The sequence below is a fragment of the Anaeromassilibacillus sp. An172 genome (assembly GCF_002160515.1).
Taxonomy (GTDB): Bacteria; Bacillota; Clostridia; order Oscillospirales; family Acutalibacteraceae; genus Limousia; species Limousia pullorum.
The window spans coordinates 9,821-29,224 of sequence record NZ_NFKS01000012.1; the positions used below are offsets into that span (position 1 = coordinate 9,821).

Annotated in this window: 5 protein-coding genes; all 5 read left to right on the forward strand. The window is 39.9% G+C overall.

The features are described from left to right. Window positions 1-399: 399 nt before the first annotated feature. Window positions 400-12,618 carry a discoidin domain-containing protein gene (locus B5F08_RS07095; RefSeq protein ID WP_087377789.1) on the forward strand — a complete coding sequence of 4,073 codons (12,219 nt, stop codon included), beginning with the start codon at window positions 400-402 and terminating at the stop codon, window positions 12,616-12,618. 205 nt (window positions 12,619-12,823) lie between these two features. Beyond that, entirely contained in the window at window positions 12,824-16,096 is a 3,273-nt protein-coding gene (locus B5F08_RS07100) for a discoidin domain-containing protein (RefSeq protein ID WP_087377791.1), read from the forward strand. Between the two features lie 137 nt (window positions 16,097-16,233). Next, window positions 16,234-17,370 (forward strand): D-alanyl-D-alanine carboxypeptidase family protein, encoded by a 1,137-nt coding sequence (locus B5F08_RS07105; protein ID WP_087377793.1) that lies wholly within the window; start codon window positions 16,234-16,236, stop codon window positions 17,368-17,370. Between the two features lie 172 nt (window positions 17,371-17,542). Beyond that, a complete protein-coding gene (locus tag B5F08_RS07110; protein WP_087377795.1) occupies window positions 17,543-18,880 on the forward strand; it encodes a glucose-6-phosphate isomerase in 1,338 nt (445 codons plus the stop codon). Window positions 18,881-18,930: 50 nt separating this feature from the next. Next, the gene (locus B5F08_RS07115; RefSeq protein ID WP_087377797.1) at window positions 18,931-19,347 is read left to right on the forward strand and encodes a hypothetical protein; all 417 of its coding nucleotides are present in this window, start codon (window positions 18,931-18,933) and stop codon (window positions 19,345-19,347) included. Window positions 19,348-19,404 lie beyond the last annotated feature (57 nt).

A 19,404-nucleotide genomic window follows, 5' to 3' on the forward strand; every position in this document is an offset into this window, starting at 1 on the left:
ATAACGTAAAAAACAAGTAAATAGATATAAAAAATGGATATATTTATCATTTAATTGTACTTGCAATAAAAAATCTGTTATGATATACTCTATCAGAAAAGAGCGAAAAGGTATTTTATTTGCCTTATGACGATATTCTTTTCAACAGCGGTTTTTACGCTATTGTTAGTATATTTGTTAACCTGAAAGGCTGTTTTATTTCGAATACGGAAATTACTTTTGCTTTGAGATTTTTCTGAGTAAATGGGTTGTTGTATATTTTAATCTCGCAGTGATTGTGGTTTCCTTTTTATTGGGAATAAATACCTATTATTCTTGTAGGAAAATAGGAAAAGCTTGGCAGGCAGGTTTTATGCGGTGTACCGCAACACTGTAAATAAAAGGAAATGGAGTAAAAAATTGAGCAACTGGAAAAAGAAAGTTTTATCCGGAATTCTGGCGGTAACAATGCTTTCAACATCAATTCCGGCATTTTCCGTGTCAGCAGAAGAAGCCTCTGAAACTGTGACAACCGAAACATCTCAAGAGCAGTCAACACAGTCCCAGACTCAGGAGACGACTGCAGAAGAGACAACTCAGGCGGCTTCCGAAGAGGAAAATTCTCTTGAATCGTCTCAGATAGATGAATACTCCGCTGAAGAAACTACTGAGGTTGAAGAAGCTGTAGAAATAATCAGCGGCAAAATCGACAGTAACCGAATTCAAGTTACAGGAGCTTCTTCAGAAGCAAACGGAAGCTCCGGTCAGGCTATAGGTTATGGCGGAGAAAAAGAAAACGTACTTGACGGCGATTTAAACACAATGTGGCATACTGCGTGGAATATAAATGACCAGGAAAAGTATATTACATTTGAGTTTAACGACGTTGTTAAGCTTACAAAAATTAAGTATATCCGCCGTGCCTATGATGAGGACAACGGAACATTCCTTAACTATACAGTTTACACTAAAAACACTGAAGAAGGGGAATGGAAAGCTTCAGCGACAGGCTCTTGGACCTGGTCAAATCCGAACAGAGAGCAGATTATTGAGTTTATAACTCCTGTTGAAGCTAAATATGTTAAGCTTGTTGCCAACAAAACTGTAAAGGACAATAACTTTGCATCAGCTTCTGAAATAGAGTTTTACGAGAATATAGCTACAAGACCTGAAATCACTTCACAGCCTAAGGGTGGTTACAGTGACAGTAACATTACTCTCAGTGTTACGGCAACTTCTGACGGCGCTGAATTAAATTATCAGTGGTACGAAAATAATGAAAATTCACTTTTCGGAGCTACTGAAATTGCCGAAGCAACATCAAGCAGTTATGTTGTTAACCTTGAACATGGTCAGAAGAAGTACTATTTTGTAAAGGTTACAAACACTAAAACAGGTATAAGCATTATAAGTGATATAGTTATGGCAGGTCACGGAACAGCTGCTGCAATGGTTAACGGTACAGCTTACGATGACTTGGATTCTGCCATTAAAGCGGCTGCAGTAGGCAGTGTTGTATATGTTTTGAGAGATCAGGAGATTTCATCAACAATACTTATTAGCAAAAATATTACCATTGAAGCCGAAGCAGGAACAACAGTTGTTCTCAAAAGAAGCCAGAACTTTACCGGGGACTTTATGTTTAAGGTTCAAAGCGGAGCAAATTTCAATGTTTCCAGAACAGCCAGCGGTAAGGTTATTATTGATGGTGGAAACATAGCTTCTGCATACGGTGCTGTAAAAGTAGAAAACGGTAGATTTTATCTGAACAGCAATGGTGTTATCAGAAATAATAACTCGAAAAATAGCGGTGCTGCTGTTTATACAAGTGCCGGAGGCAACTCACAGATACACATTTATGGTACCATAAAAGGAAACCATACCGATGTGGACGGCGGTGCTATATGCAGCAACGGTTTTACTTATGTATATGCAAGCTCTGAAATTTCCGACAATAGCGCAGGCAGAAATGGCGGCGGTATCTATAACTACGGCGGCGGTGTCGCATCCATAAGCGGAGGTAATCACTCTGGAAATACAGCTGTAGGAAACGGCGGATTTTTCTGGGCAGACGGTAAAACCACCATAAGCGGTGGTACAATCACCGGCAACAGCGCAGCTAACGGTGGTGGTATTTATGGAGAAAATAGTCCTAATACTGTTGCCAGAATTTTGGAATTAACAGGCGGTACAATTACCGGAAATACTGCAACAACTTCCGGAAACGATATATACACAAGCACAAACCACGTAAGCTTTAGAGGTAACATAACAGTAGGAGATATATATATTCCAAATGGAAAATCTCTCATAGTAAACGGAGCTATTACAGGTTCAGTTGGTTTTAGCTATGGCGGAGAGCCTGCAACTGATGGAACAACCGTGTTCACAGGTTCAGGATACACAATTAAGGCAACTGATGCAGAAAAGATAAAGTCTGTTGATGAAAGAATGGTATCTGAGTTTGTAAATTCAAAGGTTGTTGTAAAGTACGCACCTGTAAAAATCAACACTCAGCCCCAGTCAATAGAGAAAGTAAGCATGAATGAACCGGCATCCTTGTCAATTGAAGCTGAATCTTTGACAGGAACTGAGGTTCATTATCAGTGGTATAGATGCGACGACGCAGAGGGAAGTAACCCAACAGCGATTGAGGGCGCAACAGAGAAACAATACAATCCTGATACAAATGTTGAGGGTACTTTCTATTATTACTGCGAAGTTTCTGCCGATAAGGCTCAGAATTCAATTTCTGACATTGTTGCTGTTAGAGTTGTAGACGACAGCTTGTCAGAAATTCCTATGATAGTTTCACAGCCACAGGGCGGAACCTATGATATCAGACAGCAGGCTGCTCTTTCCGTTGAAGCAAAGGTTACAGATAATGGAACACTTTCATATCAGTGGTATGTTGTTAACGACGGTGAGTCCGAAGGCAAATTGCTTGAAGGAAAGAATACTGCGATAATCTCAGTTGACAATGAGGTTTCAGGTACATATTACTACTACTGCGTTGTTACAAATAAAAACGGCGATAAAGAAGCACGTTCAATTGAGTCAGACAGAGCAGAAATAGTTGTTACAGACGCTGTTGCTGCTTTTGACGGTGTTAAGTATTCAAACTTCTCAGAGGCGATAACTGCTTTGAAGGCAGCAAGTTATGACGGAACTCTGGAAATCTACAAGGATGTAACACTTACAGAAACAATAAATGTTAACAGCGGTGTTAATCTCACTGTTACAGCAACTCCGGTTGACGGCGTTGTTCCAAGAATTGTTTTGGCAAATAATTTCGGAAATGAAGCGTTTATTGTAAACGGCGGTACTCTTACAATAGACAGCGTTGCTATCGACGGCGGTGCAGTTTGGGTTGAAAACGGTATGTATTATGAAACATATCTCGGAAGAGGTTCAAGAAATACCGGAAGAAGCTCAGGTAAGCCTCTTATCAATATAACCGGCGGCGGTACTGTAACATTAAACGGAAGCGCATCTCTCCAGAATAACGTTGCAAACGGTATAAGCGGCGGTGCTGTTGTAATGACTAACGGCACATTTAATATGAATGACAACAGCCGGATTATTAATAACTATGCAAGCTCCCACGGCGGTGCATTGTATTCATCATCTTCAAACAGTAGAATCAATATCACCGGAAACAGTGTAGTAAGCGGAAATCAGGGGGGTTCATCAACCGGCGGTATCTGCGCAGATACAGGAACAATCCTTAATATCAGCGGCGGTGTTATTGAGAAAAACTTCACCGGAGGACGTGCCGGCGGTATGTTCACAAACGGTACATTCAATATGACCGGAGGAGAAATCAGAAATAACTATTCCGGAACAAACGGCGGCGGTATGATTGTAAACGGAGGAACAACTAAAATTTCCGGCGGTTCTATCAGCGGTAATACATCCGGATCATTTGGCGGCGGTATTTCTTCACTTGTCGGAACTGTTACAATTTCTGATAATGCCGTTATTTCAAACAACTATGCCGGAACAAACGGCGGTGGTATTGCCGCTACAGGCGGAAATCTTGTTGTAAACGGCGGAAGATTTTCAGGTAACAGTGCTGTAGGAAACGGCGGTGCTATCTACAGAAGCACAGATAACGGCACAGGCAGAATAGACGCAGACTTTACAAAGATAACTTTTGAAAACAATAAGAGTGTAGTTACAGGAGAAAATGGCGGAACTTTAAGTAATGTTTATGTTACAAGAAGCACCAACCTGGGAAATATCATTGCTAATGCAACAAATGATGAAGCATTTTACAACGCAATTTATTTTGAGCATACATTTGTTGTAACTTTGCATACAGGAATTGACGGTGAAACAATAGCCAAAAGCGTTCGTTTTATGGGACAGTACGATTTACCGGAACTCCAAAGAAACGGATACAAGTTCCTCGGTTGGTTTGACGCTGCTGAAGGCGGAAATAAGGTTGAGGACGGTTCCTGTGTTATAACAAAGTCAAACCATAATCTTTATGCACATTGGGAAAGAACAGCAACAGATACAATTACAATTACACAGCAGCCAACAGGCGGAGTAATGTATAAAGAAGATGAAAATGTTCTTTCAGTAACAGCTGAAATAGCTTCTGATAATGATGGTATTATTATTGATGAAATTCTTAATTATCAGTGGTATGAAATAAACAGCTCTACAAATAAGGCTGAAAAGATTGAGGGTGCAACTTCATCATCAATCACATTGAATACAAATGACAGAGAACTTGGCATTTACAACTTCTTCTGTATTGTAAGCGGCGGTAATGCAGCTGATGTAAAATCAGAAACTGCAAGAGTTGAATTGATTTCTAAGGATGTTGCCGCTACACCTACATTTAACACACAACCAAACAATGTTGACTGCTTTGTAGGTGATGACGCAGTATTTACTGCAAATGCAACAACAGTTGACTTGGGTACAGTTACTTATCAGTGGTACAGAAGTACAGATAATGTTGTAAACCCTGAAACCGATGAAGCTATTGCAGGAGCAACAGAAGCGAGCTACTGCGAAAATACTTCAAAGGCAGGAACATACTATTATTATGTAATTGCTACAAATACAATTACCGATACAAAGGGCGAGATAGTTACATCAAATGCAGTAAGTAATGTTGCAAAGCTTGTTTGCCATAATAGAATAACTGTTTCAACAGTTGGTTCCAATGATGTTGTTATGACACCTGCATATTGGGATAAATACGCAGTTGGTTATAAAACAACTAGTAGCGCAGACGGTTATATCGGAAATGTAGCAAGCTGCTATGGAAGCTATGGAAATAATACAGTTGAAAAAGCTTTTGACGGAAACTGGAATACTTTCTGGGAAACAAACAGAGGCGGAGTTAACAACTACCTTGAATTTACTTTTGTTGATTCCGTAAAAGTAGACAGAATACTTTATGCAACACGTCAGGACGGCTACAAGGGCAGAGGATATCCTACAACCCTTACAATTTATATGGCTGAGGACGAACAGAACTATGTTGAAGTAGGTGTTGCAAAATCCTCAGAAAATTCAGGTTATGTTATGTTTACATTACCTGAAACAATTGAATTCAAAGGCAAAATGAGATTTGAATTCACATCATCTACATTCGGTAACTGGGCAAGTGCATCTGAACTTATTCTTTTGAGAGATGAGAGCACTGTTCTCGACGGAAGAGCTACTATTTCAGGTAATGCTGTTCCGGGACAGGAACTCAGTGTGAATGTGTATGATTCAAATGCCGAAGAATTTACATATCAGTGGCAGTACAGCGAAGACGGTACAACATTTGCAAATATCGAAGGCGCAACAGAAAGTACTTATACAATAAAAGATAATGATAAAGACGGTTACCTGAGAGTTGTTTTGAGAGATAAATCAAAAACATATTCAGGAACAATCATATCAAGCTCATATAAGGGACTGTTTGAAGCTCACCTGGACGGACAGGGCGTAATAGGCACTACCCTTACAGCTAAGACAAACTATACTGCGGAAAATGCTTCATTTAAGTATGTATGGCAGAGAAAAAGCGCAGAAGGCGATTATGTCAACATAGAATTCCAGGATTACTCATCCACATACAATATAAGTGTATTTGATATCAACAGCTACATAAGAGTTGGTATTAAATATGATGATTCATCAAATGCAAAAAATGATGTGACTGACTTAAGCGGTTATGTATTCTCAGAGCCTGTTTTTGTTGATGTTCAGGCTATCATGACAGGTGTTCCACAGGTAGGCAGTGTTCTGACAGCATCCCTCAGCGGATATAAAGAGTCTGTACACTATCAGTGGCAGGTAGGCGATACCGAAGATGGAGAATTCACAGATATCGACGGAGCTACTTATTCAGAGTTTACAATAACAGAAGAATACCTCAATAAATATATAAGAGTAGCTATCACTGTAACAGAGTCATCAAGAGAATTGGTTTCAGTTGCATGGCAGGTAGCAGAAGCAGGAACCTATCCTGAAGCAAGTGGTGATCATATCTATGTTACAGATATGCCGAAAGCTAACTTGATAACTTCAAGCGTAGGCTACGGCGGTTCAGTAAAATATGATACAAATATATCTGGTGGCACTATTTCTCTTAAGGTTGACGGAGAGAGAAAGTACTTCATGAAGGGACTTGGCGCACACGCAGCTGCCAATATGGTTTATGATGTATCTGATTATGTAAAGTATTACCATTACAACAGATTTATCGCATACCTTGGTTTGGACTTTTCACAGGGTTCTAACGGCGACGGTGTTATTTTCAAAATATACACAGCCGAAACATATGACGGCAATAATACAGTTTGGAAGAATGTAAAGACCACAGGAGTGCTCAAGGGTACATCTGAGGCTGTATATGTTGACCTGGATTTGACAGGAGTAAACTATATCAAAATTGAAATAGGAGCTAACTGGAATAATGCTTCCGACCATTCAGTTGTAGCTGATGCAATGCTTGCAACAGTTGACTATGAGCCGATTGATACAAGCGAGTTTATAAACAGAGTAGAGTACTACGATGAAAAGCTGAAGGCTTATGAAGCAGAGCATCCTGGAACATCCTATACAGAGCTTTTGAAGGACGAAGAATATGAACTTCTTCTTCTCCAGAGAACTTTCGTAAGCAATGCTACATACGCAGTATTGAGCTCATTCCTTTATAATGAGGAAAACATCGAAACACTTCAGTGGTTCATGAATGATATTGAGGCATTGCGCCTTTATATCGGCGGAGGTAAGCCGGACGGTTCATATACCAGATCACTTAATGTTTTGAAGAATTTGTATACAAAACATAAGGCGGATTTGGCAGACCCTGTAAACGGTTCTCTCTATAAAAAGATGATGATTACATTGTCTTTGACACATTCTGCCGACGTTTATTTCTGGCAGGATAGTTCACAGAAATCAGACCCAGTAAGAAGATACGAAATTTATAAGAAACTCTATGATAACGAGCTGCTTATAACAGACGTATTTAAAAACCTTGAAGTAGAAGAGATGCGCTGGGTTATGAACAACATAATCAGTGATGACCAGATTGAATGGCTTAACTATTATGTAAGATATCATACCAATATAGGTAATAAACAGATAAATAAAAACAACTATACACCTGGTCCTTATTACTTCATAACATATACAATGGGCTTTAACTATAATCAGCCGAGATTCTACTCTGCTGAAAACCAGGTTTCCTGGGAAGAAAAGTGGAAGCTTGATAATCAGTATCTTGGAACAGGCATTTCATCAAGCAATGTTCAGGATAAGAGAAAGATAGACGTATACGATATAGACGTTGAGTACGGAAAGGTTAAGCTTTGGGTTGTATTTGAAGCCGGCGCAGTTTGCGGTGGTATTTCAAAGACAGGTTCAAACCTCAATACTGTTTTCGGTATCCCAAGCGTTGTTATCGGTCAGCCTGGACACGCAGCATACTTGCAGTTTGCCACAACCTCTGACAATACAACCGGTACATGGGGAATTCACAACGATATTTCCGGTTGGACTGGTTCAGAAAAGGGCGAAAGAATGCTCAACGGTTGGGGCAGCTACAGCTGGGACAGCGCATATCAGGTAAGCTATGTTCTTCTTGCACAGGCAGCTTTGAACCAGCCTGACAAGTATTATGAAGCTGAAAAGCTCATTAAGATAGCTGATATGTATAAGGACGACCCTGAAAAGAGAATTGAAATTTACAGAGAGGCTTTAGAGGTTCAGGATATCAACCTTGATGCTTGGATAGCTCTTATTGATGCTTACAAGCAGGCTGGAAAGAGTCCAAGTGAGTTCTCACAGCTTGCAGTTGAAATTTCTGATGCTCTTACTTACTTCCCGCTTCCAATGTGGGACGTACTTGAAAGACTTATAAAGCCAAATGTAGGCTCAAGCGAACTTTATCGTGGTGAAGTTTCAAGCTGTCAGACAATGGCTCTTACAAGAGCTAAAAATGCTACAAGCGCAAATACACTCCAGGATACTGCATGCCGTACAATGGCTAACCACCTTTTGGGCAACAATAACTTTAAGATGGCTACATTCTCATTTGACGGTGACAAGGCAAATACACTTGTACTTAATGAGATGTATTCAGGCGGAAATGAAGTTTTGATTTGCCTCAACGGTAACCCAAGTGATTCATCATCAGCAAGCTGGATAAATCTCGGCACAGGTAAAGAGTTTAAGCTCACAGACGAGCAGCTTGCAATGATAACTCCTGAAAACGACATTCACGTAAGACTTCAGGGTACAACAAGTTACTATACAATAGATATCACAGCAGGTTCACTGCCGAGCGGATTGTATAGAAACGACAATGAAAACAGAATTACAGGCAATACAGCTAATCTGGAATATAAAATATCAGGCGAAACAGAATGGCATGATATGACAAGTGACGTTAGATTTAACGGTGACGTTACAATTTCTGTAAGAAAGAAAGCAGCAGGAACATCCTTGCAGAGTGGTGAAACAGAGTTTACATTTACTTATGACAAGGATTCTGACAACAGAAAATATATTCCTTTAAACAGAGTTGAATATATTGGATGTTCTTCCGAACAGGTAGACAAGAGCGGAAGCGCTAAAAATGCTCTTGACGGTAATATAAACACATACTGGCATACCTGGTGGGCAGGCGGCGACAATGATAGATATATTATTGTAAAGCTTGACGAGCCGGTTTACCTTACAGGTTTTGATTACACACCTGTTCAGTCTGGTAACGGAAACGGACGATTCCAGACATGCGAAATTTATACAAGCCTTACCGGTGAGGACGGCTCATGGACATTGTCCGGACGTGCTACAGGCTGGGGTAATAATGCAAACAAAAAATCTCTTGAGCTTTATAACCCGGTATATACTCAGTATATAAAGGTAAGAGGCGCTCAGGCAGTAGGAAACTTCGGTTCAGCATCAATGCTTGAGTTCTTCGAAGATACTACTGTTGAGAATAAGGCAATAGAAAGCATTGCAATTACAACAAAGCCTGACAGAACAGAATACGTTGTTGGTGATGAGCTGGATACAACAGGTCTTGAGGTTATGGCTACCTTTGACGACGGAACACAAAGTATCATAAGCAACTCACTCCTCAAGTTCAGTCCTACTATTTTCGACTCAATAGGAGAGAAAACAATAACCGTTACATCTTCACAGAATAGCGCTGCAACAGCAGAGTTTACTGTAAATGTTTCAGAAAATACAAAGGTTGTAAGCGATATTTTCGTAAGCCATTTACCTGAAAAGACACGTTACTTTGTGGGAGATAATATCGTAACCGATGGACTTGTTGTAAAAGCAAACTACACAGACGGTTCACAGGGATATCTCTTTGATAATCAGTATACTGTTGCTCCGAACACATTTACTGAAAACGGCAGTGAAATTCCGGTAACAGTTACCTACACAGCTGATGAAACAAAGACTGCAACATTTAATGTTGAGGTTACAAAAAATGTTAAAAACATAATAGTTTCTCAGGTGCCTGAAAAGGCTATATATTATCTCGGAGACGCACTGGATACAACAGGTATAGCTGTATCAGTAGAATATACCGACGGCACAGTTGAAGAGCTTGAGTCATACGATTATATTGTTAAGTCTTCAGGATTTAGCAATACCTCAGGTACAAAGAAGATTACAGTTGAATATCAGAGACTTGCTGATATTTCCACAACATTCTCAGTACTTGTTTATCCTTATATCACATACAACGGTCTGCGCTATGAGTCTGTTGATAATGAGTATAAGTGTTATGTAAGCGGCGTAGCAGATGAATTAGAGCCTAATTCAGTTGTTACAATTCCGTCAACTGTAAAGGTTGGTGACCTTGAATTTACCGTAATAGGTATTAGCAAAGACAGTGCAAATGCAACAGGCGCATTTGAAAATCAAACTGACATTATAGGAATAAACCTTCCTGCTACAGTTACAGACATAAAGGCAGATGCATTTAAGGGTTGTACAAACCTTAAAGAAATCTACCTCAACGAGCATACAGATTTTGCAAACCTCGTTGTTGAAAACGGAGCTTTTGCAAATGATGAAAACAACAGAGGAAAGATTTATGTTGCTACAGACGCCTATGCAGCAGAGCTTAACAGATTGATTGCAGCGGGCGGCAATGTTGAGGGACTCAAATACTTTACAGCAGAATCAGTTACAAATAATATTAAATCAATCAATGTTACACTTCCTGATAAGCTTGACTATCATCTTGGTGAAAGCCTTGACCTTACAGGAATGAAGGTTATCGGTGTAACAGCAGATGGACAGGAAATTGAGCTGGCAGATTCACTGTACACTGTTTCAGACTTAGACAGCACAACAGCAGGAAATAAAAATATTACAGTTACACTTAATAATACTGTAATTGAATATACATTCCCGGTAAGAGTAATTCCGGCAACACCTGAAATTACAAAACAGCCGGTAGGTAATGTTTATGCAACGGGCGCTGAAAAAGATGCTCTTACAGTAGAAGCAACAATCGGCGATAGTGGTAACATAAGCTACCAGTGGTACTCAAATACTACTGAATCAACAGAGGGAGCTGAAAAGATTGACGGAGCTACTGCATCAACATATAAGCCTACAAACGATGTAAAAACATTCTACTATGTAGTTGTTTCAAACAATGACAGCAACGGAAACGAAAATACAGAGATTTCCGTAACAAGTGACATTGTATGCGTTGACGTTGGAAATTACACTGCAAAAATTGACGGCGTAGGTTATAGTACCTTGCATGAGGCTGTAACCGCAGCTGAGGACGGAGATAGAATTGAAATACTCAAGAATATCAACCTTGATTCTTCTATCACAATCAACAAGAGCATAACACTTTCAGGAATGCAGGTAAAACGTACATCAAATACAAGAAATGTACCATTGTTCCAAATTACAGCAGGAAATGTGGTATTTGAAAATATTACAATCGACGGCGGTGCTATTTGGGATTTAAATTACGATGGTGTCTTGGAAAGAAATGTACACAACGGAGGAATATCCTCTCAGGAAACAATGGTTCTTGTAACCGGTGGTTCACTTACACTTTCCGACAATGCTGTACTTCAGAATAACTGCAATGATAATTATAGCAATTCATTCGGCAGTGCAATGAGAATAAGCAACGACAATACAAAGGTTATTATTGACGGCGGCGCAATTATAAATAACTATGAAAAACGTTTTGGCGGCGCTATTTATATGAATAACATATCATACTTGACTATGAATGACGGAAGAATTTCCGGAAACCAGTCAGGTGATGTTGGTGGAGCAATTTGTGTTGATAATAGCTCAGTATTCGTTATGAACGGCGGTTCAATAAACAATAACAACGGACAGAGCAACGGCGGCGTTGTTTGGCTTTCAAACGGAAGCGCAACTTTCAATGGTGGAACTGTAAAGAATAATAAGACAAACGGAACCGGAAATGTTTATATGAACGGTTCAGGTACAGTTAATATCGGCAATGTTACAATGTCCGGAAATATTGCAAACGGCGGAACAGCTGTTCACAATAATAACGGTACAGTAAAGATTACCGGCAAACCATCATTGTCTGATAATACAATCTACCTTCCAAGCGGAAAGGCTATTTCCGTACAGGCAAACCTTGCAGGTGCAGATAAGATTTCCGTTACAGGTGCAAACATGACAGCCGGAAGAGTTATTGCTAATGTTTCCAATACCGAATTTGTTAAGGCGGCGGCTGAGACTTTGACAGTATCAGGATATACATCCTATGCTGAGGGCAATAACGTAAAAATCGGTAATGTTGTGAACCTTTCTTGGTCAAAGAATCTTCCGATAAATAAGACAATCTTTGCCGGAACACAGCTTGAGCTTGAAGTTGAGGCAACAGGAGCTGATAACATTACATATACATGGTATATATGCGATGATGCTCAGGGAACAAACCCGAGAGAAATCAATACAACCTCTTCCGAGCCTAACAAGCTTATTTACGGTGACTGTAACGAGGGCGTTTGCTACTTCTACTGTGTAGCCTCTGTAAACGACGGAGTTTCAGAGGATATTCAGTCTGAAATTGTTACAGTAAACGTAGTGAAGTTTGCGCCTTGCTCACAGGCTATTGAGAAATTCTTAAGTGTTTAAATTTAATAATAAACTTCTATACTTCATGAAGATGTATAGATAAATGAAAAAATCCTTGGTGTAAAAGCCAAGGATTTTTTATTAGAACAATTAAGTGAAATTTATGAATTTTTTTATGCTTGTTAAGTCTATTTATGTATGATATACTTGTTAAAGAAGATATATTACAGCAAATATTAAAAAAATCACAGATAGGAGTATTGGTATGAAAAAACTGCACAGAAAAATTTTGTCTGTTATACTTTCTGTTCTTATGACGGTTTCTGTTGTAACCTCTGTTTCGGCACAGAGTTATACACATGATACAGAAACAGCAAGCATAACAGAGCTTAATGTAAGCAACGAGGAAGTGTTTTTGTCGGATATTTCAGGTACTGCGCTTATAAAATCAAGCGTTGGTTACGGTAATCTGATGTTTGATAAAAACATAGAGGGAGATCAGATTTCCCTGAAGGTAAACGGTAAAAGGTTCTATTTTGACAAGGGATTGGGAGCACATGCACCGTCCATACTTGTTTACGATTTGGGTGATTATGTAGAAAATCAGGATATGACCAGATTTACCGCATATCTCGGAGTTGATTTTTCCAGATGGGACAGCGGAGACGGTGTGACCTTTAAGGTTTCCGTATCCTCCGACAATTCAGTATGGGAAACAGTTGTTGAAACAGGAACATTAAAAGGAACCACCGAGTCTGTATTTGTGGATATTGACTTGACCGGAAAAAGATATTTGAAAATAGAATCATTTGAAAACGAAAACGACGGTGCAGACCATTCAGTTATTGCAGATGCAAAGCTTATAAAGGATGACTATGTTCCGGAGGCTTCAAAGGTTATAAAAACTCTTGATGAGTACGACGCAATGATAAAGGATGTAGTTAACCAAAATCCTGGTAAATCCTTTGAACAGCTTGTTGAGGAAAACCAGGAGCTTCAAAATCTTCTGCTTAAAAAAAATTTTGTTGATATGGCAGGATATTCTGTTTTGAATTATTACTGCAAAACAGAGGAAAATGCAGAGTTTTTAAAGCAGGTTATGGAAGACAATGAATTGCTGGAGCTTTATATGCAGGGAGGAGATTCAATAGCTTCTTATGATAAAGCCCTTGATGTTCTAAAGGCACTTCTCAGCTCTCATGGAGAGGATTTGCAGGATATTGAACACGGCGAGCTTTACAGACAGATGATGGTGACATTGTCTTTGACACACTCTATAAATGTTCCTTTCTGGGAGGACGGAAATCAGATTTCAGACCCTGTTAAAAGATATGAAATTTATAAAAAGCTTTATGATAATGAGCTTCTTATAAATGATGTTTTTGAGGATTTAAACATAGAGGAAATGCGCTGGGTAATGAACAATCTCATCAGCGACGACCAGATAGAGTGGCTCAATTACTATGTAAGATTCCATACAGACAGAAAAGATATGGGAGAACTGACAATTGATAACTTTACACCGGGTCCATATTATTTTATTACATATCAGTTCGGATACGATTACCTCAAGCCTGAATATTATTCAGAAGAGAATAAAGCGGCATGGCAGGAAAAATGGAAGCTTACAAACGAATATAAGCTTTCCGATGAAGAAACAAACGGAAAAGCCAGCGTCTATGATATAAATGTGGCTTATGAGGATGGACATCCAAAGCTTTGGATAGTTTTTGAAGAGGGCTCAGTCTGCGGAGGAATTGCAAAGACCGGAACAAACCTTTTGGCAGCTTTCGGAGTTCCGGGAGTTGTTGTTGGACAGCCGGGACATGCTGCATATCTCCAGATGGAAAGAAATGAAGACGGCAAATATGTATGGAGCATAGGAAACGATGTTTCCGGATGGAGTCAGTCAAGAAGAGAAGAGGACCCAACAAGAGAGGACAGAAGAATGCTCATAGGCTGGGGAAATCAGGAATGGGCAAGCTACTACTATGCAAGCTATGTGCTTTTAGCTCAGGATGTTCTCAACAACGAGGAAACATATTATAAATCCAATAAGCTCAACAAGCTTGCCAAGGTTTATTCAGATGACCCTGAAACCCAGATTGAGATTTATGAAGAAGCTCTTGCAATAGAAAATAAAAATCTGGATTCCTGGGAAGGACTTATAAAGGCCTATGGAAACGCCGACAAGAGCGAGGATGAATTTTTAAAGCTTGCAGAGAGAATTTCAGAAAATCTTAAATACTATCCTCTGCCAATGAGCGATATCCTGTCAAATCTGCTTTCATCGTATGTGGAAGATGAAATTGCACTTTCACAGATTGACAACTACATTCAGGCTTCCTTAAACGATGCTGCAAACGCCACATCAGAGGATGTTTTACAGCCTAACGATGCCAAAACAATGGCAAATTACTTGCTTGGAAATACAGAGCCTATGGCTACATTCTCCTTTGACGGTGAAAATGCCGGAAAAATAGTTTTGAACGATATGTACAGCGGCGAAAACCAGCTCCTTTACAGCATAAGCGGCGACGGCGAGGAAAGCTGGATAAACGCAGGAACTGTAACAGAAATACAGCTTACAGAAGAACAGCTTGCACAGGTAAATGATAATGACAATATACTTGTGAGATTGCAGGGTACAACAAATTATTACACAATAGATATCACACAGGGAGAATTGCCAAATACAGCATATCTCAACGATAACGAAAACAAGTTTTACGGTATTGACGAGCCTTTGGAGTATCACACAGGCGACGGTATCTGGAAAGACTTGACAGAGGATATAAGATTTGACGGGGATATAAATGTAACCATCAGAATAAAAGCTCATGAAACAACCACTCAAAGTGCTGAAAAAACCTTTAGTTTTTCTGACAATACAAGCACAGACAGAAAATATATAACCATTGACAGAATTACAGTTGAAGATGTTTCAAGCGAGGAAGCATCACATGAGAATATGGCGCAAAATGCTATTAACGGCGATATAAATACTATATGGCATACCCTCTGGGACGGTTCCGACACAGACAGATATATAACAATTAAATTTGACGAGGCTGTAAAGCTTTCAGCCTTTGAGTACACACCAAGACAGGACTCAGGAAACGGAAGAGTTTTGTCATATGAAGTATATACAAGCCTTGACGGAAAAGACTGGAAACTTTCTGCTTCCGGCTATGGCTGGGAAAATAACGCTGAAAAGAAAACAATAGAGTTTGAAACTCCGGTTGAAGCTCAGTATGTGAAATTTGTGGCAACAGAAGGCGTTGGAGGCTTTATGTCTGCGGCTATGCTGGAATTCTACGAGGACGCTTCCTCAGAAGAAGCATTTGAAATGGGAGATGTAAACCACGACGGACTTTTGAACGTACAGGATGTTACAATGATACAGAAGTATATCACCAAGATGGATTTTACAGGCGAAATCTTTGATGAAAAGCTTGCCGATGTAGACGGAAACAATATAATTTCCATTGCAGATGCCACAGCAGTTCAAATAATGATTGCTTCTTCCAAAAACTGATACCCATTGAGCAAAACTCAATAATTAAAGAAAATAGACTGCGGTATTTTTGCCGCAGTCTTGCTTTTTATAAGGTAATAAACATATAGTTCCCTGAATATCAATTATTGATATATTTTGTATGGGAGTGAAAATCTATGAAAAAAATCCTTTCTCTGGTGTTGGCTTTTGTTTTTTTACTGCCACTTAATATAGTTTCGGTTTCAGCTTTGTCAGACGACGAGGTGACAGCGCCCAGCGCAGTTTTAATTGAACCTGAAACTATGAAGGTGCTTTATGAGAAAAACGCTCACGAACAGCGAGCCTGTGCCTCGGTCACAAAGGTTATGACCCTTATTTTGGTAATGGAGGCCATAGACTCGGGAAAGCTCAGCTGGGACCAAATGATAACCGCTTCTGCCCACGCCGCCTCAATGGGAGGTTCTGATATATGGCTGGAAGAGGGGGAACAGATGTCGGTAAGGGACATGGTAAAAGCTACGGTTGTGGCTTCTGCTAATGATGCCGCTGTAGCTTTGGCGGAGGCGGTAAGCGGTACAGAGGATGAATTTGTAAGACAGATGAATGAAAAGGCAAAGGCTTTGGGAATGGAAAACACGGTTTTCAAAAACTGCAACGGACTTGACGAAGAGGGACACCTTACAACCGCTTACGATGTTGCCCTTATGTCCTGCGAACTTATAAAGCACGAGGAAATCTTTGAGTTTACATCAATTTGGATGGACGAACTCCGTGACGGAAAAACCCAGATAGTGAACACCAACAAGCTTTTAAAATCCTACAACGGCATAACCGGACTGAAAACCGGAACAACCTCCCAGGCGGGAAGCTGTATCAGCGCAACAGCGGAAAGGGACGGACTGTCTTTGGTGGCGGTGGTGCTGGGAAGCGAAACAGGTACTGACAGATTTAAGGCGGCGGCAACTCTTTTGGATTACGGATTTGCAAACTATAAAAAGACAAAATTGACCTTGCCTGAGGATGCGCCAATGGAAATCAAAGTGAAAAACGGAATGGAAAACAGCGTACAGCTTAAATATGAAATTCCAAAAGATATAATCACCGAAAGCGCAAAGTCACAGCTTGAAGCAAAGGTAGAGCTTCCGGAAGAGATTGAAGCGCCGGTTACAGAAAATCAGTCATTAGGAACTGTGAGCTTTTATTCCGGTGAAGAAAAAATAGCAGAATATCCCATTTTGTCCGGTGGGTCATCAAAAGAGGTGAATTTTCAAGACATATTCGCATTTATGATAAAAAATCTGTTTACTACATAAAACACTTACAATGAATATAATGTGACAGAATATGATGACAGCTTAAATATCTGATATAATATAAATGAAAACAACAAAAATTTCTTGCATTGCCGCCCGAAATATTGTATAATGTTTTCAATAAGAAGTATCGGACAATATGTATCCGGTAAAAATAAGGGAGGAAGTTACAATGGCGACAAAGCTTACTGACAAATATGTAAAAGGTTTTATTTCCGACAAAGAGTATGAGGCTATGGCTCCTTACGTGAAAACAGCTCATGAAATGCTGCACGCAGGAACAGGTCTGGGAAATGATTTTATAGGATGGCTTCACCTTCCCACTGATTACGACAAGGAAGAGTTTGCACGCATTAAGGCTGCCGCTGAAAAAATCAAGAAGAATACCGATGTTTTTGTGGTAATCGGAATCGGAGGTTCTTACCTTGGCGCAAGAGCAGCTATCGAGTTTATCAAATCACCTAACTACAATGCGCTTGCAAAGGATGTTCCACAGGTTTATTTCACAGGAAACAGCATCAGCTCAAATGCTCTCTCAGAGCTTATAGAGATTTGCGAGGGCAAAGATGTTTCTATAAATATGATTTCAAAATCAGGCACAACAACAGAGCCTGCTATAGCTTTCAGAGTATTCCGTGAGCTTTTGGAAAAGAAATACGGCAAAGAGGGCGCAAGAGAGAGAATTTTCTGCACAACAGATAAGGCAAGAGGCACACTCAAAGAGCTTGCAACAAAAGAGGGCTATGAAACATTTGTAGTTCCGGACGATGTAGGCGGAAGATTTTCAGTTCTTACAGCTGTAGGTTTGCTTCCGATAGCAGTTGCAGGCGCAGATATTGACGCTCTTATGGCAGGTGCTGCAAAGGCTGAAAGTGATTTTGACAACAGCGACCTGATGACAAACGATTGCTATAAATATGCAGCTTTGAGAAATATCCTTTACAGAAAGGGTAAGTCAACTGAAATCCTCGTTTCCTATGAGCCTGCTTTTGCACTTATGAACGAGTGGTTCAAGCAGCTTTACGGAGAGAGCGAAGGCAAGGATAACAAGGGTCTTTTCCCGGCAAGCGTAATCTTTTCAACAGACCTTCACTCAATGGGACAGTACATCCAGGACGGCAGAAGAAATCTCTTTGAAACAGTTGTACTTTTCGATAAGTGCAAGAGAGAGATAACACTTGGCACAGATCCTGAAAATGTTGACGGACTTAACTTCCTTTCCGGCAAAACAATGGATTTTGTAAACAAGAAAGCATTTGAGGGAACAGTGCTTGCTCATACAGACGGCGGAGTTCCTAATATCGTACTCAATGTTGAGGAAATGACAGAAACAGAGCTTGGATATCTTATTTACTTCTTTGAGAAGGCATGTGCAATTTCCGGCTATCTCCTGGGCGTTAACCCATTTGACCAGCCTGGCGTTGAAAGCTACAAGAAGAACATGTTCGCACTTCTCGGAAAGCCGGGATATGAAGCTCAGAAAGCAGAGCTTGAAGCTCGTCTCAAATAAAATAAAATTTAGATTTCAGAATTTATAAATACCTAAGGAGGACTATCAAAATGGTTACTTTATTGATTGGAAAAAAAGGTTCCGGTAAAACAAAAAAATTGATTTCACTTGCTAACGAGGCTGTTGCGGCATCTTCAGGAAACGTAGTTGTTATCGAGAAGGGCGCAAAGCTTACATACGACGTTACACATAAGGCAAGACTTATAGATACAGATCAATACAATATTGCAGGATACGATGTACTTTTCGGTTTCTTGAGCGGTATCTGCGCAGGCAACTATGATGTTACAGATATCCTTATCGATTCAACATTCAAGATTTGCCCGGAAGGCTTGAGCGGTCTTACAGCTTTCATCGACAAGATTGACGCACTTGCAAAGGCATCCGACGTTAAATTCACAGTTCTTATTTCTGCTGATGCAAACGATATTCCGGACGATGTTAAGGCAACCTGCGAGGTTCTTTGATAAATAATCAGACATAATGGAATAAATTAAAGTTTTGGGATCGCAAAGCGGTCCCAA